Below are 25007 nucleotides of genomic sequence, written 5' to 3'. Positions count from 1 at the left end.
TATAGCGATGGATCAGTTACACCGATATTTGTTCCGTGATGCCGATGTACGCGGCGAACTTGTGCAGTTACAGCAAAGCTTTGACGAGATGATCAAAGATCATGATTATCCGCAGATAATTAAACAACTGTTAGGAGAGCTTGTTGCTGCTACCACATTAATGACGGCCACATTAAAATTTGAAGGCGATATTGCTGTGCAGTTGCAAAGTGAAGGTCAGATTAAATATGTGGTGGTAAATGGCACTGAAAAACAAAAAGTAAGGGGTATTGCGCGCTGGGATGGTGAGATTACCGAAACTGCTTTTGATAAGCTGTTTGCCAACGGTATTTTAGTGATCACCATTACTCCTAAGCAGGGAGAGCGTTATCAGGGCATAGTGGCACTGGATAAATCTACGCTGGCTGAATGTCTGGAAGCCTATTTCCAGCAATCAGAGCAGTTACCTACCAAAGTGGTACTACATACCCAAATTACCCAAAACTCTGTATTTGCCGGTGGTATGTTGTTACAGGCTTTGCCTGCCAGTGATAAAGACCAGCAGTTGCTTCAGTTTGAACATTTATCACAGTTGACTGACACCATCAGTGCGCAGGAACTGGCGGAGTTGTCTGCAGAAGATGTGCTTTATCGTTTGTACCATCAGGAAGATGTTGAACTGTATCCAGCACAGGATGTTGAATATAACTGCGGTTGTAGCAAACAGCGAAGCGCCAATGCTTTAACCAGTGTTGATAAAAGTGAACTGCTGGATATTGTTGCAACCCAGGGGGCAGTTGTGATGAATTGTCAGTATTGTAATGCACGTTATGAATTTGATGCAGTTGATATTGAAGCGATTCATAGTGGTCAGTATCAGGAGCCAGGTCAGCCTCAGTAATTTCTCTTTTTAAGAGCAGGCAGTTTTGCCTGTTCTTAACTTCCTACATTCCTCACTAATTCTGCTCTGAATTGTTGTTTATGTAATTTTTGGATCAATAAAAATGAAAGTTTTATTCATTTAGTACTTTTTTGATTTGTGTGCTTTTTATTCAGTGCTTGTCTGCTATATGATGGATGGGTAAACGATATTTGGTAAGTCGTTTTGTAAGTTTTCATAAATAAAGAGTGCGCCCTATGAACTGTGACCCGCAAATACTGTACACTGATTTAAATTCAGCTGAATTAATTGAACACGCAATACGTCGAAACGAGGGGAAGTTAGCAGCTAACGGGGCTTTGGTAACCCAAACAGGAGCCCGTACCGGCCGTTCTCCTAAAGATAGATTTATTGTTAAAGAAGCACAAACCGAAAATGATATCGACTGGGGGGAGGTAAATCGTGCTTTCAGCCCGGTCAAATTCGACGCATTATGGGAAAAAGTGGAAAGTTACTTAAACAGTAAAAGTCACTTTATGTCGCACTGCCATGTGGGACAAGATCCAAATCACTATCTGCCTATTCAGGTTTCAACTGAGCGAGCCTGGCATCAGTTGTTTGCTCAAAACTTGTTTATACAACCTGAACAGTGGAATCCTGCAGACAAACCTGTATGGCAAGTCATGAACGTGCCCAGTTTTATGTGTGTACCTGAACGTGATGGCACAAACAGTGATGGTGCGGTCATTATTAACTTTGCCCAACGCAAAGTCTTGCTAGCTGGTATGAATTACGCAGGCGAAATGAAAAAGGCAATGTTTTCGGTACAGAACTTCCTGTTACCACAATTTGATGTATTGCCTATGCACTGTTCCGCCAATGTGGGTGAAGAAGGGGACGTTACTCTGTTCTTTGGGCTATCTGGTACAGGTAAAACAACGTTATCTGCCGATCCAAGTCGTTACCTGATTGGTGACGATGAGCATGGCTGGGGCACGGGTGCCGTATTTAATATTGAAGGGGGGTGTTATGCCAAGTGCATCGACCTGTCGCAGAAAAATGAGCCGGTAATCTGGGATGCAATTAAATTTGGTACGGTACTGGAAAATGTGGTTTTAGATGCCAATGCACAACCAGATTATTTTGATGATAGCCTGACTCAAAACAGTCGTGCAGCTTATCCGCTTGATCATATCGCTAAACGCGAGGTAGCCAATCGTGCGGGCGAGCCAAGAGCGATCGTGTTTTTAACCTGTGATGTGAGTGGGGTGTTACCACCTGTTTCTGTGTTATCAGAACAAGCGGCGGCTTATCACTTTCTGTCAGGTTACACCGCCAAAGTCGGCTCTACTGAAATGGGTTCCAGTGCAGCTATTGAATCGACTTTCTCCACCTGCTTTGGGGCACCTTTTTTCCCAAGACCCGCGGCAGTGTATGCCGAATTACTGAAAAAACGCATACGTGAGTTTGGTGCAAAGGTTTATCTGGTTAATACCGGTTGGACCGGCGGCCCTTATGGTGAAGGTCGCCGTTTTGAGATCCCGGTTACCCGTGCCGTGATCGACGCCATTGTTCAGGATAAGTTAGCCGATGTGCCAACCATGCATATTGAAAAACTAAATCTGGAGGTGCCATTAAGTGTGCCGGGGATGGACAGTCAGTTACTCAATCCACGTAATACCTGGGCCGATCCGGCGCGTTATGATGAATATGCAGAGCATCTGGCGACAGAGTTTCAGCAGAACTTTGCAAAATATGATGTAAGTGAGGCGATACGCGCAGCCGGACCACGCGCAAACACTTTAAAAGAAGCGGTTTAACGCGAAGGTTTAAAAAAGGACTGGCTTACGGGTAATGAGACTTGTGCCTGTAAGCCACCTTCTTCGTGATTGCTTAACGTTATCTCACCACTGTGCATATCAACAATACGCTTAATTATTGCCAGACCTAATCCAGAACCCAGGCTACCACGGGCTTTATCACCCTGAGTAAAAGGCTGGAATAAATTGTCTATCAGGTTTTCTTCAATGCCTGGTCCAAAATCCCGCAATATAAAAAATACTTCACGTCGCTTTTTATTAAAACCGGAGTGGATTTGTACCTTGTTGCTACCGTAACGGAAGGCGTTTTCCAGTAAATTGTCGATAACCCGTTTTATCGCAACCTTGCGTACCTGCACATCGGGCACTTCTTCCAGATTCAGTTCAATATGGTGATCATCCTCACGATCGCGCGATTTGACCACATCTTCCAGTAACTTATTAATATTGGCTGTCTCAACTTTTTCCTGTTGATCCTGACGCACGTAATTAATGAACTGATCGATAATTTCGTTCATGTCTTCAATATCGCTATTAATACCGTCACGGATCCACTGCTGGTCATCGGGCAGCATTTCGGTGGATAACCTGATCCTGGTTAGTGGAGTGCGTAAATCATGGGAGATGCCGGCGGTTAATAATGCTCTGTCGTCTTCAAGCTGTTTTATCCCCTTGGACATTTGATTAAAAGCACGGGTAACAGAGCGAATTTCACTGGAGCCTTCTTCTTTTAAAGGCTGGGGGAAAGTGCCACGTCCCACATCTAATGCAGCCTGTTGCAAAGCTCTTAATGGGCGATTTAACCGCCGCACAAATATCCAGCCACCCGCTACACTGAGTATGCCGATCACCATCAAATAAATGGTTAAAGGCGAGATATCAAAATTACGTACCCCAATCATGGGCACCATAATCCAGATATAGGGATTTTGTGGGCCACGGATCCAGAACACATAAGGGTCACCAGAAGCCACCCTGACTTCAGCTTCACCGCCAAGCAGCCGACTCATTTCATTGGACAAAACCCTGTAATAAATTGAGTCTCCAATACCGTTTAATTCAGCCTGGCGTTGATCAAATACTTTGATACCGGTGGCACGAAATAGCCGGTTACGGCCATCGATACTGCGTAATTGTTGAGGGTTGAGGTAAACCAGATTCACCTGTTTAGCCAGCAAACTGTTAATTTGCTGGTAGCTGGGATGAATAAAATAATAAGTGACCGAAATATAGGAAACGACCTGATTAATTAGCAACAGCATGCCAATCAGCAAGACTGTCTGGCCAAAGGCACTTCTTGGCAGAATATGCATCAGGCGGCTGATTCACCATCTGGGACAAAAACGTAACCCAATCCCCAAACGGTTTGAATATAACGGGGATTGGCTGGATCCACTTCCAGCATGCGACGTAAACGTGATACCTGCACATCGATACTGCGTTCCAGCGCACTGTAATCGCGCCCACGCGCTAAATTCATCAATTTGTCGCGCGACAAGGGTTCACGAGGATGGGTGACCAGTGATTTAAGCACCGCAAATTCACCGCTGGTTAAAACCATGGGTTCACCATTTTTACTCATCTCGCGGGTGGCCAGATTCAGTTTGTAATGTCCAAACTCAATAATCTGCTCTTCCATCGAAGGGGCGCCGGGCGCCTCATTCACTTTACGGCGTAATACCGCTTTAATGCGTGCCAGTAATTCCCGCGGATTAAAGGGTTTGGGTAAATAATCATCTGCACCCATTTCCAGACCGATAATACGATCCACTTCGTCACCTTTGGCGGTTAGCATTACAATTGGAATGGCATGTTCTTTTTGGCGCAGACGACGGCAGATAGATAGCCCATCCTCTCCGGGTAACATTAAGTCCAGCACCATCAGGTGAAAGTTTTCACGCTCCAGCATGCGGTCCATTTGCTCTGAATTAGCGGCGGCACGCACTTGAAAGCCTTGTTCTACCAGATAACGTTCCAACAGGCTGCGCAGGCGCATATCGTCATCAACAACCAGAATTTTTGTTGTTTCCTGCCCCATAATTATTTCCTATGCCATTGTTTTATTTACGCTTAGCCAATGTTCTCACTATAAAACAAGCGATTGCAATTCAAAAGCAGCAACATTTTTTAAAGCGCTGTTGATTGTTACAAAGTTTGTCTGATGCAGAGATTTAGCACACCACGGGTGGATATATGGCAAAATATCCGGGTATTGAATAACAGCTTTATTTGAGGGAAAAACATGAAAGTAAATGTGCAGTGGCAGGGTGATCTGCTGTTTAAAGGCGTCACCGAACAAGGGCATGAGCTTAAGCTTGATGGCAACAAACAAACTGCAGCAACACCGATGGAGGCTATTTTGGTTGCGGCAGCCAGTTGTTCTTCGGTTGATGTTGTGAGCATTTTACAAAAGTCACGTCAGCAATTTAGCGATGTTCAGGTGGAGGTGACGGGAGAGCGTGCAGATGCCGTACCAGCGGTATTTACCGATATTCATTTGCATTTTAAAGTGACTGGCAGTGATGTAAGCGAAAAACAGGTTGAGCGGGCCGTGAATCTGTCAGCCGACAAATATTGCTCTGTTGCGATTATGTTGAGTAGCAGCGTCAATATTACTCATAGCTTTGAAGTGATCGCTGAATAATCTTTAATAACCAGTGCAGAGGTTGTTATGCAGGACTGCATTGACCCGACTAAAAGGAATCAATGATGAAATTAGGTGCATTTTCAGTCAGCCTTGCGGTAAAAGATATAACAATCTCTAAATTGTTTTATGAAAAGCTTGGCTTTAGTGTTTTTGGTTGATCAAAGCCAAAATTGGTTAATTATGAAAAATGGTGACACCGTGCTGGGTTTATTTCAGGGAATGTTTGAGCAAAATATCCTGACCTTTAATCCGGGCTGGGACCAAAATGCTGCTGGTTTAAGTGAATTTGATGATGTGCGCGAGATCCAGCAACAACTTAAACAAGCGGGTGTCGTACTGGATAACGAAACCGATCCTTGCGGTTCAGGACCTGCCAATATTGTACTGACTGACCCGGATGGTAATCATATTTTGATTGATCAACATTGTTAAACCTATCGCCACTTGCTAACAGTGGCGACTATTTTTCTACTACCCAATCCATTTGCATTGAAGACTTACGTTTCTTTTCCAGTAGCTCTTCTATTAACGGGGTAAGTACTAACTCCATTGCTAAACCAATTTTACCGCCGGGTACAACAATGGTGTTGATGCGCGACATAAAGGCGCCATCAATCATTTGTAATAAATAAGGGTAATTTACATTGGTCATTTCGCGGCGAAAACGTACTACAACAAAACTTTCATCATGGGATGGAATATCACGTGCACTAAATGGGTTTGATGTATCTACTGTGGGGACACGCTGAAAGTTAACATGGGTTTTGGAAAATTGCGGGGTGATATACTGAAAATAATCATCCATACCACGCACTATGCTGCTCATTACGGCTTCACGTGAGTGACCTCGTTCGGAGGTATCGCGCACGATTTTCTGGATCCATTCCAGATTCACTATTGGTACCATGCCAACCAGCAAATCCACATGTTTGGCGACGTTAGCCTCATCGGTAACCACCCCGCCGTGTAATCCTTCATAAAACAGCAAATCGGTATTTTCCGGCAGTTGCTGCCAGGGGGTAAAGGTACCGGGCATCTGGTTAAAAGGCACGGCGTCATCAAAGGTGTGCAGATAACGGCGATACTGACCATTGCCGGTTTCACCGTATTGCGCAAACAGTTTTTCCAGCAATACAAAGTCATTCGCGCGAGGACCAAAATAACTGATATGTTTACCCTGCTCCTGAGCCTTGCGGATTTCCACGTCCATTTCGGGGCGGGTAAAACGATGAAAACTGTCACCTTCAATTTCAGCTGAATTCACCCCAAGGTTACGAAAAATATGACGAATAGCGCTGGTGGTCGTGGTCGTTCCAGCGCCGGATGAACCGGTTATAGCGACAATTGGGTGTTTGATCGACATAAATTTTTCGTATAAAAGTGATGAGCGCGAACAGCCAGCATACCACTATTTTTTTTAAGATGCCTGTTGGGGTCACTAATTTAAACCAAAGCAATGTTCTTTCTTTGATTGTTTAAGCGTTTGAATATGCTGACTAAAAAACATACTGTTAGTAAAGCAATATAAAAACAAGGAGTAGTTATGATTCAGCTTGCAGCCCACAGCGGTATGAATAATGGCGGATTTTATCGGCTTGATAGTGTGTGGCTTTGTTTAAAACAACACATTGAAGCATGTTTTATTTTAGCTGTGATTACTGTTTCAGGTATCGTTTCAGCGCAACATGATTTTTTAACTGAGCGCATTGTTGCTCATCCGCGTAAAAGCGATTTTTTCTATGTAGATTACCGTGCGATTAACCCCGATTCTGATTTTTATTTTCGTTATATACCAATGAAGGTGTTACGGGTGAAACAGGATAGTGTGATTTTCAAAGTGGGAAATATCGCTCATTCGACACCGGTTACTCCACGTAAACATGCGATGTACGACTCGGCGATGCAGCGTAATTACTACCGCGATAAAACATTGGAATTAAGCCGGGCACAAATAGATGATTTGTTTAAATCCGGAGCGATATATCAGGCCCGACGTCCGGATAATATTTATATTGATGGTTGGGTGGTGATACCACGCCATGAAGCTTATATTGAATAATTTCAGATGGTTGTTACGGTAGGTTTAAAAAAACGGGGTGTTTACCCCGTTTTTATTGCAGTTAATGCAGATTATTGCTCGCGGGCAATCGCACGCCAGGCAATGTCATCACGATGGAACATGCCTTCCCAGCTAATTTTCTTACATAATTCGTAGGCTTTTTGTTGGGCTTCTGTAACCGTATTACCTAATGCCGTTGCACATAAAACACGTCCGCCATTGGTAGTGACCAAGCCATTTTGCAATTTGGTACCTGCGTGAAAGACTTTTTGCTGATTGGATTCTTCGATATCCAGACCGCTGATAACATCACCTTTGTTGTAACTGTCAGGATAACCACCCGCAGCTAAAACCACACCTACAGCAGCTTGGGGCGTGAAATCAATTTTCGTTGAGTCTAACTTGCCTTGTACCGCCAGCTGACACAATTCAACCAAGTCTGATTGCAGGCGTAACATAATGGGTTGCGTTTCCGGATCACCAAAACGGCAATTGTATTCAATTACTTTAGGTGTGCCATCGGCCATAATCATTAAACCAGCATATAAAAAGCCGGTGTATGGGTGGCCTTCAGCTGCCATACCTTCAACAGTTGGTTCAATCACTTCCTGCATAATGCGCTGATGAATGTCCGGGGTAACCACAGGCGCAGGTGAATATGCACCCATTCCACCTGTGTTTGGACCGCTATCACCATTACCTACACGTTTGTGATCCTGACTAGTGGCGAAGGGCAGAATGTTTTTACCATCAACCATCACAATAAAGCTGGCTTCTTCACCATCAAGGAATTCTTCGATTACCACGCGGCTACCAGCTTCACCAAAGGCATTGCCAGCTAACATATCGCGAATGGCATCTTCGGCTTCCTGTAACGTCATGGCAACGATTACACCTTTACCTGCCGCTAAACCGTCAGCCTTAACCACAATGGGCGCACCTTTTTCGCGCACATAATCGATAGCAGGTTCAATTTGAGTAAAGTTTTGGTATTCCGCAGTAGGAATATTGTGGCGTGCCAAAAAGTCTTTAGTGAATGCTTTAGAGCCTTCTAATTGCGCAGCACCTTTACTCGGACCAAAAATGGCTAAACCCTGTTGCTGGAACGCATCAACCACACCTAAAACCAGGGGGACTTCCGGACCCACTATGGTGAGATCAATTTGATTATTCTTGGCAAAACTCACCAATGCATGCAAATCTTCCACTGCGATAGGCACGTTTTCTAACTTGGGCTCCAGTTCGGTGCCAGCATTGCCTGGTGCTACATAAACTTTTTCAACACCCGCAGATTGCGCGGCTTTCCAGCCAAGAGCGTGCTCACGACCACCACTACCAATGATTAGAATTTTCATAACATTAATCCTTGTTGAATATTAGTGGCGGAAATGCCGCATACCGGTAAATACCATCGCCATGCCATGTTCATCTGCTGCATCAATCACTTCCTGATCGCGCATTGAACCACCTGGCTGAATTACCGCAGTAATGCCAGCGGCGGCAGCAGCATCGATACCATCACGGAACGGGAAGAAAGCATCAGATGCCATAACAGAACCCGCAACCTGCAGATTTTCGTCCGCAGCTTTGATGCCTGCGATTTTCGCTGAATACACACGGCTCATCTGGCCTGCACCCACACCAATAGTCATGCTGTCTTTGCAATAAACAATCGCATTAGATTTCACGTATTTGGCGACTTTCCAGCAGAACAATAAGTCCTGCATTTGTTCGGCGGTTGGTTTAACCTTGGTCACAACTTCCAGGTCTTCCATTTCAACCATGCCAAAGTCGCGCTCCTGAACTAACAGACCACCGTTAACCCGTTTGATGTCGTATTCGTCGGTTAACTGACCTTGCCAGTCACCGCACACTAATACACGTACGTTTTGTTTGGCCGCCAATACCTCTTGCGCATCTTTAGCAACACCAGGTGCAATAATGACTTCAACAAACTGACGGTCGATAATGGCTTGTGCAGTAGCGGCATCCAGTTCACGGTTAAAGGCGATGATGCCACCAAATGCAGATGTTGGATCGGTCTGATATGCACGGTTGTAAGCTTCCAGAATATCGGCACCTAAGGCAACACCACAAGGATTAGCATGTTTAACGATAACACAGGCAGGTTGTTCGAATTCTTTTACGCATTCTAAAGCTGCATCAGTATCGGCAATATTGTTATAGGACAGCTCTTTACCTTGCAGTTGCTCTGCCGTTGAAACAGACGCTTCCTGAATACGGTTTTCTACATAAAAGGCAGCAGATTGATGGCTGTTTTCGCCGTATCGCAAATCCTGTTTTTTGCTGAATTGCATATTGTAAGTGCGTGGGAACTGGCTATGATCATGCTCACAGTCATCTTCGCAATCGACAGAATCGATCATGGCACCAAAGTAGTTGGCGATCATGCCATCATATTCTGCGGTATGTTCGAAAGCGGCAATCGCTAAATCAAAACGGGTTTGATCGCTAACGCTGCCATTGTTTTGATTCATTTCTTCCAGCACGCGTGAGTAATCGCTGGCATTGACAATAATTGTCACATCTTTATGGTTTTTGGCCGCAGCACGTACCATAGTTGGACCACCAATATCGATATTCTCAACTGCATCTTCAAAACTGCAGTCGTCTTTGGCGACCGTTTCCGCAAAAGGATAAAGATTCACCACCACCATATCGATAGGGGCAATTTTATGTTCGTCCATTACTGCTTCATCCTGACCACGTCGACCTAAAATGCCACCATGTACTTTAGGATGCAGAGTTTTAACCCGACCCGCCATGATTTCGGGATGACCTGTGTAGTCCGATACTTCGGTAACTTTAATGCCATTTTCTGCCAGCAATTTAGCAGTACCACCAGTAGAAAGAATATCGACATCCATTGCGCTCAGAGCCTGAGCAAATTCTACAATGCCGGTTTTATCAGAAACGCTTAACAAGGCGCGACGAACAGGGTTTGCGGTTGCCATTTTATTTGCAATTCCTTATCGAGGGAGTGAATCGTTTTACCAAAGTGAAATATTATACTGTGCCAGATACGTAAAGAGCACCGTCAGGTGCTCTTTATTTGGAGTGTTGATGTTAGCTCATGCCGTACTGCTTTAATTTTTTGCGCAGCGTTCCACGGTTGATGCCCATCATGATCGAGGCACGAGTTTGGTTGCCGCGAGTGTGAGTCATTACTTCTTCTAACAACGGAGCTTCAATTTCAGCCAATACCATTTCGTACAGATTGTCGATATTGTTGTTGTCTAATTGCTTAAGATACTTGTTTACAGCTTGTTTTACTGAATCGCGCAATGGCTTCTGTGCCTGAGTTTGTGAAGGCGTAGTAACAATAGTAGTAAAAGGTGAACTAGTGTTTTGTTCAAACATATCGATATTGCTCTTTAGTTAATAAAAGTACATCAAAAGTCGCTAGCCATAATTGACTAGGCGGCTATCTCTTCAAAATATTGCTGTAACGCATCAATTTGCGCTTCAGCTTGCTCGAGCCCGTTAAAGTGACGACAAAAACTGCGATCACTGTCCTGTTCCGCTAAATACCAGCTAACGTGCTTGCGAGCGATTCGTGGCCCCAGATGACAGCCGTAAAACTGATGCACATTTTGAATGTGTTCCAGCATTACCTGCTTCACTTCTTCCATCGCCGGAGCGGCTAAAAACGTTCCTGTTTGCAAATAATGGTGAATTTCACGAAAAATCCAGGGATTACCCTGTGCACCTCGTCCCACCATTACTGCATCGGCACCGGTGTAATCCAGCACCGCCTTGGCTTTAGCAGCCGAATCGATATCTCCGTTCGCTACTACGGGAATATCCACTGCCTGCTTTATTGCTTTGATGGTGTCGTATTCGGCTTGTCCCTTATACATACAAGCGCGGGTGCGCCCGTGTACTGCAAGAGACTGAATGCCGTTTCGCTGAGCGATTTCGGCAATATCAACACCATTTTTGTTGTCGGGATCCCAACCGGTACGAATTTTTAACGTAACCGGCACATCAACTGCATTTACCACCGCCTGGATAATTTCTTCCACCAGTTTGGGGTATTGCAGCAACGCGGAACCCGCCAGCTTTTTATTCACTTTTTTTGCCGGGCAACCCATATTGATATCCACAATCTGGGCGCCATTTTTAACATTAAACTGCGCAGCTTCTGCCATTAAATCCGGATCAGCACCGGCAATTTGCACCGAACGAATGCCTGATTCACCATCGTGATTCATACGCTGCTGTGATTTTGCTGATTTCCAAACCTGAGGATTGGATGACAACATTTCTGATACCACCAGACCGGCACCCAATCTGGAACACATCTGTCTAAAAGGACGATCTGTGACTCCAGCCATCGGCGCTAACATAATGTTATTCGGCAACCGATACGGACCAATTGTTACTGGTGAGTAGTTCAAAAAACGCACAGCCTGTCAAAAAGGGGGGGCAAGTTTACGGTTTTTTGGGAAGCTTGAAAAGGCTATAAATTAAACAATTTTTAAGTTTTTTTGCAGTTTGGCTATTGACAAAATAAAACCCAATTAAAATTGCCCAACTCATGACCGTTGGCCGAATAAAATTCCGACCGCCCTGATTTAAAAAGGTTCAGCGCTGCTGGCATGTTATGCAAATTACCGGTTTTATAAACAATAAAAGTTGTTTATTTAAGCTGGCCTGAAACGCGCGCCCATTCACCCTGAATCGCAATAGGCTGCATGTTGAAATCGTTACTATATAGCTGGTCTATTTCTGCGGCCTGATGATCCAGAATACCAGACATAACCAGATATCCACCGGGCGCACAGTTGGAAGTGATCACAGCTTTGAGCTCTTTAAGTGTCGCAGCAAGAATGTTAGCCAATACTATGTCACCTTTTACATCGGGTGCTTCATGCGGCAAATACAGTTCAATTTTATCCGCCACACCATTGCGTTCTGCGTTGTCACGGCTGGCAATGATCGCCTGCTGATCGATATCCAAACCAATAACCCGTTCCGCGCCAAGCTTAAGTGCGGCAATGCCCAGAATGCCGGAACCACACCCAAAGTCGATAACGGTTTTACCGCTTAGATCCATAGCGTCCAGCCATTGTAAACATAAGGCGGTAGTCTCGTGGGTGCCGGTACCAAAGGCAAGTCCTGGATCGAGCATGACGTTTACTGCATTTGGATCAGGTACCGGACGCCAGCTTGGACATATCCATAAACGCTCACCAAATTGCATCGGATGGAAGTTTTCCATCCATTCACGTTCCCAATCCTTGTCTTCTAACGGATTTAAGGTGTAGTCAAAGTCTTCACCTAAACGTCTGCTTCGGGATAAATTTTTAACGACTCTGTCCATGTCCTGTTTAGCCTCAAATAATCCAACGACCCAGGTTTCGGGCCACAACATTATTTCGCCCGGCTTGGGTTCATATTGGGGACTGTCTTTGGCGTCAAGAAAGGTGACTGCCATGGCACCGTTGCCGGTTAACATGTCACCGATTTCTTCCGCATATTTTTCAGTTGAGAGTATTTTGAGTTGTAGCCAGGGCATGTGTAATCCAAACAGTCGAAACAATTAATTAAAAACGGCGCAATTATATATTAAGCCAGTGCCCAATTGGGCATTAAACGCAATGTATTAACTGGCAAACAGCTGTGACATATCTTTAAAGGCTTTAAACTCCAGTGCGTTGCCGCTGGGATCATAAAAAAACATGGTCGCTTGCTCACCTACTTGTCCGGCAAATCTAATGTAGGGTTCTATCACAAACCGAATGTCGGCCTGTTTCAGTTTATCTGCCAGCTGTTGCCAGTCATGCCAATCAAGTACCACACCAAAGTGCGGCACTGGTACTGCGTGCGAATCCACATCGTTATGTGCTGGCCTGGCTGGCATATCGTCGACTAAATGAGTCACCAACTGGTGACCAAAAAAATTCCAGTCGATCCAGCGGGTATCGCTACGGCCTTGTTCACATCCAATCAACTCACCGTAAAATTGCCGGGCTAGCTCTATATTGGTGACCGGAATGGCTAAATGAAATGGATTAATTTTCATATTAATTTCTAAGTTGGGGATAAGTAGAAGCCCAGTATAACGGGTTATGGCTATCGGAAATAGCTGGCTGCTTTCACCAATTGTTAATCCTGAATGATCAACTTTTTCCTTATTTTAATCAGTAGTTAACAATTCAAAAATGAATAAATTGTAACGGCTGTAAACAGGCTTTAAATCTGTCCATTTTTTGCTGGTTCAACATCTGCCTTTTAATATTATTTTGAATCTAAAAAGATAAAGTCTAGATAACAGATTTATATAAGTTGCAAATAAACTTAATAATTACAATGTCTTATGTGAGTTTTTCAAGCTGGATATATCCTGTTTACCGCCTGATAACGCCTGTGGATCAATAAAACAACAGAATAATTATGCAATTGCTTTCATAAATAAAGAGCAGGACATGATTGTTTTTTCGCCCTGCAATTACTTTATCAGGAGACATAACATGAAATATTTATTAATTGGTTTATTGGCGTTAAGTAGCGGTGCAGCAATGGCGAAAGTAAAAATGCCTGAAGCAACCAGCAATGTAAAAGCAGTTAAATTTGTGGGAGATCTTAAGTTTTCGGCTTTTTGTAAAGCTGTTATTACTGACGATTTGGCATTGTTCCGCACCAGTATTGCTCGTCAGGTTGGCACGGTGGCTTCAAACCGCAAAGATGTATTGCGAAAACTGACCTCCGAAGAACAGGGAATGACGTGTGCGGGGTCATCACTGGTTGAATTTGCCAAACAACGTGATGCCGACGAAGTACACGCCTTTATAGTGCAGCAAGTTTAGAAGGGGGGGTTATGCCTGCAACTCATCAAAAAGTGGTCTGTGGTTCAGACCACTTTTTACATTAATTTTTTCACCAGCCATAACTTGAGTTTGCTGTAGGGGGCATAACGCAACGCTACATCAAATTTAAATGAGCGATGCATTACACTCTTTAAATGACTAAAGGTATCAAAGCCATACTGGCCATGATAATTGCCCATACCACTGGTTCCCACTCCGCCAAAGGGTAAATGGTGATTTGCCATAAATACCATGCCATCGTTGATACATACACTGCCACTTGATGTGTGAGTGATTACTTTCTTTACGTCGCCTTTATTATTGGAATACATATACAAAGCTAAGGGTTTAGGTCGACGATTAATAAAGTCGATCGCCTGCTGAGTATTGCTGACAATTATGATAGGCAGGATAGGGCCAAAGATTTCCTCCTGCATAAGAGGGCTTTCTTCAGGTGGATTTAATACCAGAGTCGGACTCATATAACCTGCTTCATTAACGTCACCCCCATAAATAACGGTTTGGCCGGTCAGGTATTGCGTCAGTCTGTTGAGATGGGTCTGATTGATGATGCGGCAATAGTCTTTATTATCTATGGCGGCATCGCCATAAAACGCTTTCAGCTGGGTTTTTATGGCATCTATTAGTGGCTCTGTTGCGGCTTCTTCTACCAGTAAATAGTCTGGTGCAACACAGGTTTGTCCTGCGTTAACCCATTTATTCCATACGATGCGCTTGGCTGTGGTTGTCATGTCACAGTCGCTGGAAATAATACAAGGGCTTTTGCCTCCCAGTTCCAGTGTGACCGGGGTTAAATGTTCCGCTGCGGCTTTCATCACGATTTTACCAACGCGCTCACCACCGGTATAAAAAATATGATCAAAGGGGAGCTCAAGCAATTCGCTGGTTTGTTCTGCCGCCCCTTCTACCACTTTAATAGCGTGATTATCGAGATATTTGGGCAGTAATTCTGCTAATAATGCAGACGTATGACTTGCGAGCTCTGAAGGCTTAAGCACCACCATATTACCAGCAGCCAGCGCTGCAATAACCGGTGATAAACATAGCTGAAGCGGATAATTCCATGCGCCAATTACCAGGACGACACCTTTCGGTTCTGGCAGGATATAACTCGAACCCGGTTGTAACACCAGAGGTGTGCTCACAGCACGGGGTTTACTCCATTTTTTAAGGCTTCGCAGCGTATGTTTTATATCTGTTAACACAAAACCCGATTCGGTCAGCCAGTTTTCATGTACCGGTTTGCCAAGATCGTTAAATAGCGCCTGATTGATGGCTTTCTGGTTATCGGTTACCAGTTTTTGCAGTTGCTTTAACTGCGTTTTACGCCAGTTTAAATCGCGTGATAAACCAGATTGAAAAGCCTGCTGTAATGGCAGATAAATATCATCATTAAATGAGGATTGCATGGTATGCCTGTAGTAACTAACCCGTAGCTACTTTAAGTGAGAATGGCAGGGGATTCAATTTCGCATGTGGTAAATAATTGAGTAATATCAAAAAAGCCGCTCAGTGAGCGGCTTTGGGCAATTATGCTTCGTATGGATGTCTGACGATGATGGTTTCGTTTCGATCAGGACCTGTTGAAATGATATCAACCGGTACACCGGTTAATTCTTCAATTCGTGCAATGTAATTACGCGCAGCCTGCGGTAATTGATCAACTGCTGTTACGCCAAAGGTATTGTCAGTCCAGCCTGGCATTTCTTCATACTGAGGTTCAGCGATTTCGTAACCTTCTGCTGCCATTGGAGGCACATCTTTGATGGTGCCATCCGGGTATTTATAACCAGTACAGATCTTCAGGGTTTGCAAACCATCCATTACATCCAGCTTGGTTAAACAGAAACCCGTAATAGAGTTAATTTGCACCGCACGTTTCATCGCGACAGCATCAAACCAGCCAGTGCGGCGCTTGCGGCCTGTGGTTGCACCAAACTCGTGACCTTTCACACCTAAGTGCTGACCAACTTCACATTCAAGTTCCGTCGGGAAGGGACCAGAACCAACACGCGTGGTATAGGCTTTAACAATGCCCAGAACATAATCCAAATGCAGGGGGCCAAAACCAGCACCTGTCGCAACACCACCTACTGTAGTATTAGAAGAGGTTACATATGGATAAGTGCCATGATCGATATCCAGCAGCGTGCCTTGCGCGCCTTCGAACATGATGGCTTCGCCATTTTTACGTGCTTTATCCAGCAAATCGGTTACATCAACTACCATGGCTTTAAGGATATCCGCAATCGCAGAAACTTCTGCCAAAACCTGTTCATAGTTTACCGGCTCAACTTTGTAGTATTCAGTTAAGGCGAAATTGTGGAATTCGACGATTTCTTTTAGCTTGGCAGCAAAAGATTCCATGCAGAATAAATCGCCTACACGTAAACCGCGGCGCGCGACTTTATCTTCATAGGCAGGGCCAATACCACGACCAGTGGTACCAATTGCTTTATTACCACGTGCTTTTTCGCGCGCCACATCCAAAGCAATGTGGTAAGGCAAAATAAGTGGGCAAGCTTCGCTGATAAATAAACGTTCTTTGGCCGGTACGCCACGCTCTTCAAGCATGGATATTTCTGTCATCAGAGCTTCCGGGCTTAATACAACACCGTTACCGATCACGCACTTCACGTTATCGCGCAAAATGCCGGAAGGGATTAAATGTAAAACGGTTTTTTCACCGTTAATTACCAGAGTATGGCCGGCATTGTGACCACCTTGATAACGTACGACATAACTCGCTTTATCAGTGAGTAAATCGACAACCTTACCTTTACCTTCGTCACCCCATTGGGTACCCAGAACTACAACGTTATTAGCCATGATTAAAATATCAGCAGAAAATCAGGCCGGCGATTCTACAAAAATTAGCGTGAAAAAGCACCCGTTTTTCCGATTAATTGCTGGAATTGAGCCTATTTCATGACGTGCCATAAAATTACGCCAATAGCGACCATTACTGCACCCATGGTTCGTAAATTTTGAGGTGGTTGTTCCGCAATCTGCAAAATATAACGGCGCCATTTTTTAGGGAATAAAAGCGGGCCTATGCCTTCTAATATTAAAAACAGCGCAAAGGCTAACCAGAATATGTTGTCCATTGTGGTGTTAATCCTTTATTTGCTTAAGACAGCCTAGATCAAACTCATCTGCATTTTGATATAAAGCAAAACCAAATCGCAGTCTGTCGCCTCGATAGTCGGTGTGAATACCATGTGCTTTTAGTTTTCCGGCGATAGAGGCGACTAATTCGGCACTGGGTAATTTAAACGTCAGAAAGTGGCCATGCCAGTTTTTATCCAACAGAAGTAAATTATCCAGATTCAAATGTGGGTGATTTAGCGCTTGCAGTTGTTCTAAAAAGGCTTGTTGTAAGTCCATCACATACTGATGAATGGCAGGTACACCAAGTTGAAGTCCTGCGAATAAGTCAAATACCGCTAACATGCGATATTGCGCACTGTAGTCCATAGTTGAACCGGCAAAAGCCATACCGTTATCGGCATAGTCTACTTGTAAACCTTTGCTATTGGCTAAGGCTCCGAATTCGGCATACCAACCTGTATACAAAGGACGTAGAGCTGCTGTTCTTGGGATATGAGCAAAGCAGGCACCTTCTCCACCTTGTGCATATTTATAACCACCTGCCAGATAAAATATCTTGTCCTTAATATTTTTTAGACTGGTAGGTAGTGCCATAAATGCATGATAACCGTCTATGACTAACAGGTCGGTATGATCGGCTATGCTGGTAACCAGAGCGTCTAAGTCGCTGATGGCGTAACCGGAATTAAAAAAGACCTGACTGACAAAAATAAGATCATACTGATCAGATTGCGCTTGTTGAATAAAGCGGGATTCGAAACTTTCAAACGGCAGGCAGGGCACTTTATTAACATGCACATTACTCAGCTCGTCAAGCCGGTTTACCTGGCGATTAAAACTATGAAATTCACTGTCGGTGGTTAATATTTTAAGTGGTTTGCATAGATCCAAACAGCTGATAATACGAAACAACAACTCATGGGTATTGCTGGCAAATACCAGTTGTTCTGGTTCGCCAGTATTTAAGATAGTCGCAATATGTTGCTGTAATGCCGGGACTTTATGTTCAAAAAAGTAGCCCCATTTATCGTCGACCAGTCGTGCGGTGTCATCCCAGTAATCGAGCATGGCCTGTCGGGTTACGTCCGGCCAGTAATGATGGCTGTGACAAGCAAAGTGTTGAATGTTTTTATTGGCGTTTAAAAAGCCTTGATATAGATGTTGGTACATAAGCGGGTAGAGTACAGATTAAAAAAGGGCCCATCCGGACCCTTTAAATTATTATTTTTTACCGTCGGTGTGCTTCATGTATTTAAAGAAGTCACTTTCAGGACCTAACACTAATACGTCCTGTTTGTCGGCAAAGCTCTTTTCATACGCGTCCATACTTCTAAGGAATTCGTAGAACTCGGCGTTTTTGTTGTAGGCTTTTGCATAGATGCTGGCAGCTTCCGCATCACCTTCACCTTTTAATTTACGTGCATTACGTTCTGCATCAGCCAGCATGACAGTGACTTTTGCATCTATGTTGGCACGTAAAATTTCAGCCTGTTCCTGACCCTGTGATCTGTGCTCACGGGCAACCGCACTACGTTCAGCACGCATACGCTGGAAAATGGAATTACTAACTTCAGGTGGCAGATTAATTTGCTTTACCCGAACATCCACAATTTCAATGCCCAGCTCGTTAGCACTTTGTGATGACTGGATCATCGCACGTTTCATCAGTTCAGAGCGTTCACCAGAAACAATTTCAGTAATGGTACGCGTACCAAACTCGGTACGTAATCCGTTGTTCACTTTTTGTTTTAACAACGCTTCGGCCTGATCTTTGAAACCACCAGTAGAAAGGTAATAGGTTGAGAATTCATTGATACGCCACTTAACGTATGAATCCACAATCAGGTCTTTTTTCTCTGAGGTCACAAAACGGCCTGGGGCATCGTCCAGAGTCTGGATACGGGCATCCAGCACTTTCACTTTGTCGAACAAAGGTAATTTAAAGTGAATGCCCGGACCAAATACCTTAGTTTGGTTGGTTTCGCTGTCACGCTGTACTTTACCAAACTGGATAACAATGGCTTTATGACCTTCATCCACCACAAAAACAGAACCAAAACCTAGGGCAACAAAAGCTAAAACAATGATAATCAGTAAGTTCTTCATAGTTTAGTTTCTCCCTGTTCTTCGATCATCACGGATCGATGATGATGGGCTTTGGGTGTTGTCCTGACTAGTCTGACGCAGGTTTTCCAGCGTTATTGGTTTTTGTGATGAAGGTTTTTCATACGCATTCTGACGCTCGAGAATTTTATCCAGTGGCAGGTACATCATGTTGCTACCACCTTTTTCATCGATCAGGATCTTACTGGTGTTGCTATATACTTTTTCCATTGTTTCCAGATACAGACGCTGACGAGTTACTTCTGGCGCAGCTTCGTATTGAGGTAACAACTGATTAAAGCGGGCAACTTCACCTTCGGCACGCAAAATTGAACGTTCCTTATATGCCTGTGCTTCCTGCGTCATTCGATTTACGCTACCGCGAGCCTGAGGTTCTATAGCTCGTACATAGGCTTCTGCTTCACGGATGAACTTAACTTCATCTTCCTGTGCGGCGATAGCATCATCAAAAGCGGCTTTCACTTCTTCTGGTGGACGTGCATCTTTAAAGTTGACATCAACAATCTCAACACCCATTCCATATGGTTCAACGATTTTTTGCAATTCTTCCCATACTGCCTGACGGGTGACTTCACGTCCGCTGGTGAGTACATCGTTCATTGCTGAATGGCCCACAACATAACGGATGGCACTATCCAGTGCCTGACGCAGACTTTCGTCTGGATCTGTTACAGCAAAAGTATATTTATAGGGTTCAATGATGCGGTACTGGATTTCCATTTCGACACGTACCACGTTTTCATCCTGAGTTAACATAAAACCTGAGGAAGGCATATGTCGGATGGTTTTCACGTCGACGGTGAATACTTTGTCGATAAAAGTGGCTTTCCAGCGTAAACCCGGATCTTTAAATTCATGGAATTTACCAAAACGCAGTACCACACCGCGCTCGGCTTCCTGAATTGTATAAAATCCACTGATTACCCAGATAGCAATTGCAATACCTGCAACCAGCAGCAGACTGATGCCACCTATACCTTTACCGGAACCGCCACCAGACTTACCGCCGAACTTAGAGAAGAAATTTTTAAAAATTTCATCCAAATCAGGCGGCCCCTGATCGCGGCTACCGCGATTTTTCCACGGGTCATTATTATTTCCACCCGGCTCATTCCAAGCCATGTTATTTCTCCAACTTTGTTTATAACTGTGTTTGCTTGAGCCAAGCGGACGGACCGGCCCGCTCGGCGAATTCGGAATCAGTGTTTATTAACCACGTAATCATTTAAGTGGCCATCGTATTTTTTGACCAGTCTCTGCCAGTCATTACTCGGCATTCTGATACTAACCAGCCAGTCGCCGTCATCCGCGTAGGATTCATCCGAGATACAATCCAGATGAAACAGATCTCCGCGCAGTTTTCCTGCTTTGGGCGGAATTCGCAACTGAAATTGCACCATTGTTTGCGCCAGGCACTCGGTTAGAGCGTCAAAAAGTAAATCCAGTCCGATACCTTGTTGCGCTGAAATCCATACACGGCATGGTCTGCCTTCATCATCGCGATCAATCTTAGGCTCGATACCCTCCATACGATCTATTTTGTTACAGATCATTAGCTGGGGGATCTCGTCGGCGTCTATTTCGGCCAGTACTTCATCAACCTGACGAATGTTGTCTTCATGCTGTTCATCTGAATAATCGACCACATGTAGCAAAATATCTGCTTCCTGAGTTTCCTGCAGGGTGGCTTTAAAAGCTGCGACCAGATCATGGGGCAGATGACGAATAAATCCAACCGTATCGGCTAAAATCGCGGTGCCGACATCTTTAAGACTAATTTTGCGCAATGTAGGATCAAGTGTGGCGAACAACTGGTCTGCTGCATACACATGCGCCTGGGTTATGGTATTAAACAGGGTTGATTTACCCGCGTTGGTATAACCCACTAAAGCCAAAGTAGGAATTTCTGCCCGGTTACGTGCACGCCGACCTTGTTCACGTTGCTTCTGCACTTTACCCAAACGACGTAAAATACTCTTGATACGTTCGCGTAATAAACGACGGTCGGTTTCGAGCTGAGTTTCCCCCGGACCACGTAAACCAATACCACCTTTTTGTCGTTCCAGGTGAGTCCAGCCGCGAATAAGTCGGGTGGATATATGACGCAACTGTGCAAGCTCTACTTGCAATTTACCTTCATGGGTGCGCGCGCGCTGGGCAAAAATATCCAGGATCAGTCCGGTGCGATCTATTACTTTACATTTGCAAAGCTGTTCTAAGTTACGTTCCTGCGAGGGGGATAGTGCGTGATTAAATATCACGACTTGCGCTTCAGATGTTCTGACTGCGTTAGCTATCTCTTCTGCTTTGCCGCTACCCACAAAATATTTGGGATGCGGGGTCTGGCGTGAGCCGGTAACAACATCAACGGTAGTAACACCAGCAGAAGAGACAAGCATTTGTAACTCATGCAAATCTTCTCTGCTGTTTTCGTCAGAAAAATTGATATGAACCAATACCGCCTGTTCACCTGCTTCATAACGGTCAAACAAGCATTATCTCCTAATAAACAAGTTTAAAATTAAAATTTTAATCCTGTTCATTATCGGAGTTTGTCATGGTATTCGCAACCATGGGGATTGGTCTGGACGGTACCACTGTTGAGATCGCATGTTTGTACACCATTTGGCTTACGGTGTTTTTAAGCAAAATAACAAACTGATCAAATGACTCAACCTGACCCTGAAGTTTAATACCATTTACCAGGTAAATTGAAACTGGAATTCGTTCCTTGCGAAGCGCGTTCAAAAATGGGTCTTGTAAAGATTGCCCCTTAGCCATCGTTGTGTCCTTCATTCTATTATTATGTGTAATGTCAGCAAGTTAGAAGTATACAACATTTATGCTTGCTGTATAGCCAGAAGTCGTTGCAGATTGTCGTCTGCAAAGGTATCTAACCAGAATAACTTATGCCAACTTCGTAACCATGTTAGTTGGCGCTTCGCCAGCTGACGAGTCGCTATTATAGCACGTTCACGCATTTCGTCATGATCATACCTGCCCTCTAAGTGTTCCCACATCTGCCGATATCCCACTGCACGTATTGCTGGTAGGTCCAGATGCAAATCGGAACGCTCAAATAAGCTTTTTACTTCATTTTCAAATCCTTGTTCCAACATCAGGTCAAAACGCTGGGCGATACGCTGATGTAGCACCGCTCTGTCCTTTGGAGCAATGGCAAACTGGTGCAAATCATAAGGCAATGGCTCGGATTTTTTTTCGGTTAAGTCCGTTAAGGATTTACCGGTTAATCTGAACACTTCAATTGCCCGGGTTAAGCGTTGTGGATCATTCGGATGTATGCGTTGTGCCGATACAGGATCCACATTGGCCAGTTCATCGTGTAATGTCTGCCATCCCTGTTCCTCTGCCTGAGCTTCAATTTGCTGCCGTAATTCTGCATCAGCTTGCGGCAAAGGAGATATGCCTTCTATTAGTACTTTGAAATACATCATAGTTCCACCAACTAATAGTGGAATCCGGCCTTTTGCTGATATATCGGCCATTTCGCGCAAAGCATCATGGCGAAAATCAGCCGCTGAATAAATTTCTGCTGGGTCCTTAATATCAATCAGGCGATGTGGCGCTAACTTTAACTCGTCAGCACTGGGTTTGGCGGTGCCTATATCCATACCCTTGTATATCAGCGCTGAATCCACGCTAATTATATCGCAAGGTAGTGTCTGGCAAAGCTTGATGGCCAAATCGGTTTTGCCCGAAGCAGTGGGTCCCATCAGGGCTATGGCTTTAGGCAGAGAGTTAGTCATGGCGTACCTTTCCGCTTGGTAAATCAATTAAGAATTGTAGTTTTGAAAGTGTAGTACTGGCCTGGTCGCCAAAGTGTTCAAATAACCAATGCCATAGCTGGTTAGCCTGTTGCTGAGAAAACGTCACATCATTTTGTCTTAACCACAGCCAAAGATACTGGTTGTCATCAAACCTGGTATCAGGGGTGTTACATAGCTGTTGTAAAAACGCTGTCCAGTTGGCCTGACGCAGCAATGCAGGCACTTGTTTTAACATCAGTTTATGATTAAAAAACTGCAGAACAATGCCAAAATCCGCTAGTGAATCAACTTTAAGCGCTGCCTGTTGTGGCGTATCGCTGCATTGCAGCGAAATGGGCATTAAAAGCGGCTGACTAACAAGGGATTGCTGTTTTCTGTCCTGTTCCAGTTTTAATTTGGCAAGATCGAATAAATCAACAGCAGATAAGCCCGGATTGTTAAAGACAATAAAGCGCTGCCCGGCAAACAACCATTGGCTGGCCTGATTTTCAGCTTTAGCCGGCATTAATTGCTGAAAACCCGCCATCGCTTTGGAGGATGGTGCAGGTGACGAGTAACCAGATGTTCGACCTGGACTACCTGATGAATATCTATTATTTGTAAGGCTTGCTGAACCTGAATGTGTTTGTAACGGACGAATATAGTCATGTGATGGTTCTGCCAACGGTTTGGCCGTGCTGTAATCCGCAGCAGAAACATCACCCACGTAGTGTTGCTCAGATTTGGTGGTTTCAGGTGTCTGAGTAAAGGCATCACACATGGCGCGATAGACAAAATCGTGCACTATTCGGGACTGGTGAAAACGCACTTCATGTTTAGCCGGATGCACATTCACATCGATTTGTTCGGGGTCAATGTGCAAATACAGCACAAAATCGGGTAATTGCTCCAGGCCAGTGTGCTCGAAACAGGCTTGTTTCAGTGCGTGGAATATTAATTTGTCGCGCATTACCCGGCCATTGATATAAAAAAAGTTAACCGCTTGCGCGTTATTTTCCTGAGCACTAAGTGTTACCCAGCCATCCAGTTTTATATCCTGATAGGCACTGTTAAGCGCGATTAGATTGTCGCTAAACTGATTACCACAAATCTGTGCCAGACGTTTTTGTTGTTGGTTATCGGTACTGGCTTTGGCAAAGCGTTTAATGGTTTTGCCATTATGCTTTAAAACAAATTGCACGCCAAAATGGCTTAATGCGATGCGCTTAACCACTTCTTCAATGTGCATAAACTCGGTTTTTTCAGCGCGCAGGAATTTACGGCGCGCAGGTGTATTAAAAAACAAATCTTCCACATCGATGCTGGTGCCATCCGGATGTGCAGCGGGTTGAATTTGTACTAACTGATCACGGCCTTCGGTGTGAGCCTGCCAGGCATTGTCCTGATCTGCAGGTTTCGAGGTCAGGGTCAAACGTGATACCGAACTTATACTGGCAAGTGCTTCGCCCCGAAAACCGAGACTGGCAATATGTTCCAAATCATCCAGTGTGCTGATTTTGCTGGTGGCATGGCGGCTAAGCGCCAGCTCCAGTTCATCTTTGGCAATGCCACTGCCATTATCACGAATTAGAATGCGTTTATGGCCGCCTTTTTCTATGGCGATTTCAATCTCTGTGGCACCTGCATCCAGACTATTTTCCACCAGCTCTTTCACCACGGAAGCCGGGCGTTCTACTACCTCTCCGGCAGCAATTTGGTTTGCCAGCATCGCCGGCAACAGTTTTATGGGCATAGTTCAGGTAGCT

Annotated in this window: 25 protein-coding genes; 6 read left to right on the top strand and 19 right to left on the bottom strand. The window is 44.5% G+C overall.

Annotation, left to right across the window (positions count from 1 at the left end; all coding sequences use genetic code 11):
• Window position 1 precedes the first annotated feature (1 nt).
• On the top strand, window positions 2-880 hold the full coding sequence (hslO, locus tag H8B19_RS08225; RefSeq protein WP_186506422.1) for an Hsp33 family molecular chaperone HslO: 879 nt from the start codon (window positions 2-4) through the stop codon (window positions 878-880).
• 236 nt (window positions 881-1116) lie between these two features.
• Window positions 1117-2679, top strand: coding sequence for a phosphoenolpyruvate carboxykinase (locus tag H8B19_RS08220; protein ID WP_186506320.1), 1563 nt, complete (start codon window positions 1117-1119; stop codon window positions 2677-2679).
• Here the strand turns inward: H8B19_RS08220 and envZ are convergent.
• Entirely contained in the window at window positions 2676-3992 is a 1317-nt protein-coding gene (gene envZ, locus H8B19_RS08215; protein ID WP_186506319.1) for a two-component system sensor histidine kinase EnvZ, read from the bottom strand. The genes H8B19_RS08220 and envZ overlap by 4 nt on opposite strands.
• Window positions 3992-4717 carry an osmolarity response regulator transcription factor OmpR gene (gene ompR, locus H8B19_RS08210; protein WP_186506318.1) on the bottom strand — a complete coding sequence of 242 codons (726 nt, stop codon included), beginning with the start codon at window positions 4715-4717 and terminating at the stop codon, window positions 3992-3994. Before ompR ends, envZ begins: the two co-directional genes overlap by 1 nt.
• 204 nt (window positions 4718-4921) lie before the next feature.
• On the opposite strand from ompR, the gene H8B19_RS08205 reads away from it, so the two are divergent.
• Window positions 4922-5323, top strand: coding sequence for an OsmC family protein (locus H8B19_RS08205; RefSeq protein WP_186506317.1), 402 nt, complete (start codon window positions 4922-4924; stop codon window positions 5321-5323).
• Window positions 5324-5506: 183 nt separating this feature from the next.
• Window positions 5507-5758 (top strand): VOC family protein, encoded by a 252-nt coding sequence (locus H8B19_RS08200; protein ID WP_338401513.1) that lies wholly within the window; start codon window positions 5507-5509, stop codon window positions 5756-5758.
• A 28-nt stretch (window positions 5759-5786) separates the two neighbouring features.
• Here H8B19_RS08200 and H8B19_RS08195 read toward each other — a convergent pair whose 3' ends face one another.
• The gene (locus H8B19_RS08195; RefSeq protein WP_186506316.1) at window positions 5787-6689 is read right to left on the bottom strand and encodes a phosphoribulokinase; all 903 of its coding nucleotides are present in this window, start codon (window positions 6687-6689) and stop codon (window positions 5787-5789) included.
• Window positions 6690-6869: 180 nt separating this feature from the next.
• On the opposite strand from H8B19_RS08195, the gene H8B19_RS08190 reads away from it, so the two are divergent.
• Window positions 6870-7385, top strand: a complete 516-nt coding sequence (locus H8B19_RS08190; protein WP_186506315.1) for a hypothetical protein — start codon at window positions 6870-6872, stop codon at window positions 7383-7385.
• A 71-nt stretch (window positions 7386-7456) separates the two neighbouring features.
• Here H8B19_RS08190 and purD read toward each other — a convergent pair whose 3' ends face one another.
• The 6 genes from purD to H8B19_RS08160 all read right to left on the bottom strand — a co-directional run bounded on the left by purD (window position 7457) and on the right by H8B19_RS08160 (window position 13434).
• Window positions 7457-8740 carry a phosphoribosylamine--glycine ligase gene (purD, locus tag H8B19_RS08185; RefSeq protein ID WP_186506314.1) on the bottom strand — a complete coding sequence of 428 codons (1284 nt, stop codon included), beginning with the start codon at window positions 8738-8740 and terminating at the stop codon, window positions 7457-7459.
• A gap of 21 nt (window positions 8741-8761) precedes the next feature.
• On the bottom strand, window positions 8762-10360 hold the full coding sequence (gene purH / locus H8B19_RS08180; RefSeq protein ID WP_186506313.1) for a bifunctional phosphoribosylaminoimidazolecarboxamide formyltransferase/IMP cyclohydrolase: 1599 nt from the start codon (window positions 10358-10360) through the stop codon (window positions 8762-8764).
• 112 nt (window positions 10361-10472) lie between these two features.
• Window positions 10473-10766 (bottom strand): DNA-binding transcriptional regulator Fis, encoded by a 294-nt coding sequence (fis, locus tag H8B19_RS08175; protein WP_186506312.1) that lies wholly within the window; start codon window positions 10764-10766, stop codon window positions 10473-10475.
• 56 nt (window positions 10767-10822) lie between these two features.
• On the bottom strand, window positions 10823-11785 hold the full coding sequence (dusB, locus tag H8B19_RS08170) for a tRNA dihydrouridine synthase DusB (RefSeq protein ID WP_422121151.1): 963 nt from the start codon (window positions 11783-11785) through the stop codon (window positions 10823-10825).
• Between the two features lie 263 nt (window positions 11786-12048).
• Complete coding sequence (prmA, locus tag H8B19_RS08165; RefSeq protein WP_186506311.1) at window positions 12049-12927, bottom strand: 50S ribosomal protein L11 methyltransferase; 879 nt, start codon at window positions 12925-12927, stop codon at window positions 12049-12051.
• An 87-nt stretch (window positions 12928-13014) separates the two neighbouring features.
• Complete coding sequence (locus tag H8B19_RS08160) at window positions 13015-13434, bottom strand: VOC family protein (protein WP_186506310.1); 420 nt, start codon at window positions 13432-13434, stop codon at window positions 13015-13017.
• A 448-nt stretch (window positions 13435-13882) separates the two neighbouring features.
• Between H8B19_RS08160 and H8B19_RS08155 the strand changes: the two genes are divergently transcribed.
• Window positions 13883-14218: a hypothetical protein gene (locus tag H8B19_RS08155; protein ID WP_186506309.1), complete on the top strand. Its 336-nt coding sequence runs from the start codon at window positions 13883-13885 to the stop codon at window positions 14216-14218.
• 56 nt (window positions 14219-14274) lie between these two features.
• Here H8B19_RS08155 and H8B19_RS08150 read toward each other — a convergent pair whose 3' ends face one another.
• The 10 genes from H8B19_RS08150 to mutL form a co-directional block, all read right to left on the bottom strand.
• Complete coding sequence (locus H8B19_RS08150; RefSeq protein ID WP_186506308.1) at window positions 14275-15648, bottom strand: aldehyde dehydrogenase family protein; 1374 nt, start codon at window positions 15646-15648, stop codon at window positions 14275-14277.
• A gap of 121 nt (window positions 15649-15769) precedes the next feature.
• A complete protein-coding gene (locus tag H8B19_RS08145) occupies window positions 15770-17068 on the bottom strand; it encodes an adenylosuccinate synthase (RefSeq protein ID WP_186506307.1) in 1299 nt (432 codons plus the stop codon).
• Window positions 17069-17160: 92 nt separating this feature from the next.
• The gene (locus H8B19_RS08140) at window positions 17161-17346 is read right to left on the bottom strand and encodes a DUF2065 domain-containing protein (RefSeq protein ID WP_194362671.1); all 186 of its coding nucleotides are present in this window, start codon (window positions 17344-17346) and stop codon (window positions 17161-17163) included.
• Window positions 17347-17353: 7 nt separating this feature from the next.
• Window positions 17354-18520, bottom strand: a complete 1167-nt coding sequence (locus H8B19_RS08135) for an aminotransferase class V-fold PLP-dependent enzyme (RefSeq protein ID WP_186506306.1) — start codon at window positions 18518-18520, stop codon at window positions 17354-17356.
• Between the two features lie 51 nt (window positions 18521-18571).
• Complete coding sequence (gene hflC / locus H8B19_RS08130) at window positions 18572-19456, bottom strand: protease modulator HflC (RefSeq protein ID WP_186506305.1); 885 nt, start codon at window positions 19454-19456, stop codon at window positions 18572-18574.
• Between the two features lie 3 nt (window positions 19457-19459).
• The gene (hflK, locus tag H8B19_RS08125; protein ID WP_186506304.1) at window positions 19460-20596 is read right to left on the bottom strand and encodes an FtsH protease activity modulator HflK; all 1137 of its coding nucleotides are present in this window, start codon (window positions 20594-20596) and stop codon (window positions 19460-19462) included.
• A 77-nt stretch (window positions 20597-20673) separates the two neighbouring features.
• The gene (gene hflX / locus H8B19_RS08120; RefSeq protein WP_186506303.1) at window positions 20674-21966 is read right to left on the bottom strand and encodes a ribosome rescue GTPase HflX; all 1293 of its coding nucleotides are present in this window, start codon (window positions 21964-21966) and stop codon (window positions 20674-20676) included.
• A gap of 37 nt (window positions 21967-22003) precedes the next feature.
• Window positions 22004-22255 carry an RNA chaperone Hfq gene (gene hfq / locus H8B19_RS08115; protein ID WP_186506302.1) on the bottom strand — a complete coding sequence of 84 codons (252 nt, stop codon included), beginning with the start codon at window positions 22253-22255 and terminating at the stop codon, window positions 22004-22006.
• A 59-nt stretch (window positions 22256-22314) separates the two neighbouring features.
• Window positions 22315-23241 (bottom strand): tRNA (adenosine(37)-N6)-dimethylallyltransferase MiaA, encoded by a 927-nt coding sequence (gene miaA / locus H8B19_RS08110; RefSeq protein WP_186506301.1) that lies wholly within the window; start codon window positions 23239-23241, stop codon window positions 22315-22317.
• The gene (gene mutL, locus H8B19_RS08105; protein WP_186506300.1) at window positions 23234-24994 is read right to left on the bottom strand and encodes a DNA mismatch repair endonuclease MutL; all 1761 of its coding nucleotides are present in this window, start codon (window positions 24992-24994) and stop codon (window positions 23234-23236) included. The genes miaA and mutL overlap by 8 nt, the downstream gene beginning before the upstream one ends.
• Window positions 24995-25007: the final 13 nt, after the last annotated feature.

It is taken from the genome of Neptunicella marina (assembly GCF_014270035.1).
Taxonomy (GTDB): domain Bacteria; phylum Pseudomonadota; class Gammaproteobacteria; order Enterobacterales; family Alteromonadaceae; genus Neptunicella; species Neptunicella marina.
This window is presented reverse-complemented; position numbering and strand designations above follow the sequence as displayed.

What these genes read in the sequence shown, in the direction of transcription:
- purH (WP_186506313.1), bottom strand. Translation starts at nt 10,360, where the DNA reads ATGGCAACCGCAAACCCTGTTCGTCGCGCCTTGTTAAGCGTTTCTGAT.
- H8B19_RS08190 (WP_186506315.1), top strand. Translation starts at nt 6,870, where the DNA reads ATGATTCAGCTTGCAGCCCACAGCGGTATGAATAATGGCGGATTTTAT.
- H8B19_RS08145 (WP_186506307.1), bottom strand. Translation starts at nt 17,068, where the DNA reads ATGGCTAATAACGTTGTAGTTCTGGGTACCCAATGGGGTGACGAAGGT.
- purD (WP_186506314.1), bottom strand. Translation starts at nt 8,740, where the DNA reads ATGAAAATTCTAATCATTGGTAGTGGTGGTCGTGAGCACGCTCTTGGC.
- hflK (WP_186506304.1), bottom strand. Translation starts at nt 20,596, where the DNA reads ATGGCTTGGAATGAGCCGGGTGGAAATAATAATGACCCGTGGAAAAAT.
- H8B19_RS08195 (WP_186506316.1), bottom strand. Translation starts at nt 6,689, where the DNA reads ATGTCGATCAAACACCCAATTGTCGCTATAACCGGTTCATCCGGCGCT.
- prmA (WP_186506311.1), bottom strand. Translation starts at nt 12,927, where the DNA reads ATGCCCTGGCTACAACTCAAAATACTCTCAACTGAAAAATATGCGGAA.
- H8B19_RS08205 (WP_186506317.1), top strand. Translation starts at nt 4,922, where the DNA reads ATGAAAGTAAATGTGCAGTGGCAGGGTGATCTGCTGTTTAAAGGCGTC.
- H8B19_RS08155 (WP_186506309.1), top strand. Translation starts at nt 13,883, where the DNA reads ATGAAATATTTATTAATTGGTTTATTGGCGTTAAGTAGCGGTGCAGCA.
- hflC (WP_186506305.1), bottom strand. Translation starts at nt 19,456, where the DNA reads ATGAAGAACTTACTGATTATCATTGTTTTAGCTTTTGTTGCCCTAGGT.
- hfq (WP_186506302.1), bottom strand. Translation starts at nt 22,255, where the DNA reads ATGGCTAAGGGGCAATCTTTACAAGACCCATTTTTGAACGCGCTTCGC.
- H8B19_RS08160 (WP_186506310.1), bottom strand. Translation starts at nt 13,434, where the DNA reads ATGAAAATTAATCCATTTCATTTAGCCATTCCGGTCACCAATATAGAG.
- H8B19_RS08200 (WP_338401513.1), top strand. Translation starts at nt 5,507, where the DNA reads ATGAAAAATGGTGACACCGTGCTGGGTTTATTTCAGGGAATGTTTGAG.
- envZ (WP_186506319.1), bottom strand. Translation starts at nt 3,992, where the DNA reads ATGCATATTCTGCCAAGAAGTGCCTTTGGCCAGACAGTCTTGCTGATT.
- fis (WP_186506312.1), bottom strand. Translation starts at nt 10,766, where the DNA reads ATGTTTGAACAAAACACTAGTTCACCTTTTACTACTATTGTTACTACG.
- H8B19_RS08220 (WP_186506320.1), top strand. Translation starts at nt 1,117, where the DNA reads ATGAACTGTGACCCGCAAATACTGTACACTGATTTAAATTCAGCTGAA.
- H8B19_RS08140 (WP_194362671.1), bottom strand. Translation starts at nt 17,346, where the DNA reads ATGGACAACATATTCTGGTTAGCCTTTGCGCTGTTTTTAATATTAGAA.
- ompR (WP_186506318.1), bottom strand. Translation starts at nt 4,717, where the DNA reads ATGGGGCAGGAAACAACAAAAATTCTGGTTGTTGATGACGATATGCGC.
- H8B19_RS08150 (WP_186506308.1), bottom strand. Translation starts at nt 15,648, where the DNA reads ATGCAATCCTCATTTAATGATGATATTTATCTGCCATTACAGCAGGCT.
- miaA (WP_186506301.1), bottom strand. Translation starts at nt 23,241, where the DNA reads ATGACTAACTCTCTGCCTAAAGCCATAGCCCTGATGGGACCCACTGCT.
- mutL (WP_186506300.1), bottom strand. Translation starts at nt 24,994, where the DNA reads ATGCCCATAAAACTGTTGCCGGCGATGCTGGCAAACCAAATTGCTGCC.
- H8B19_RS08135 (WP_186506306.1), bottom strand. Translation starts at nt 18,520, where the DNA reads ATGTACCAACATCTATATCAAGGCTTTTTAAACGCCAATAAAAACATT.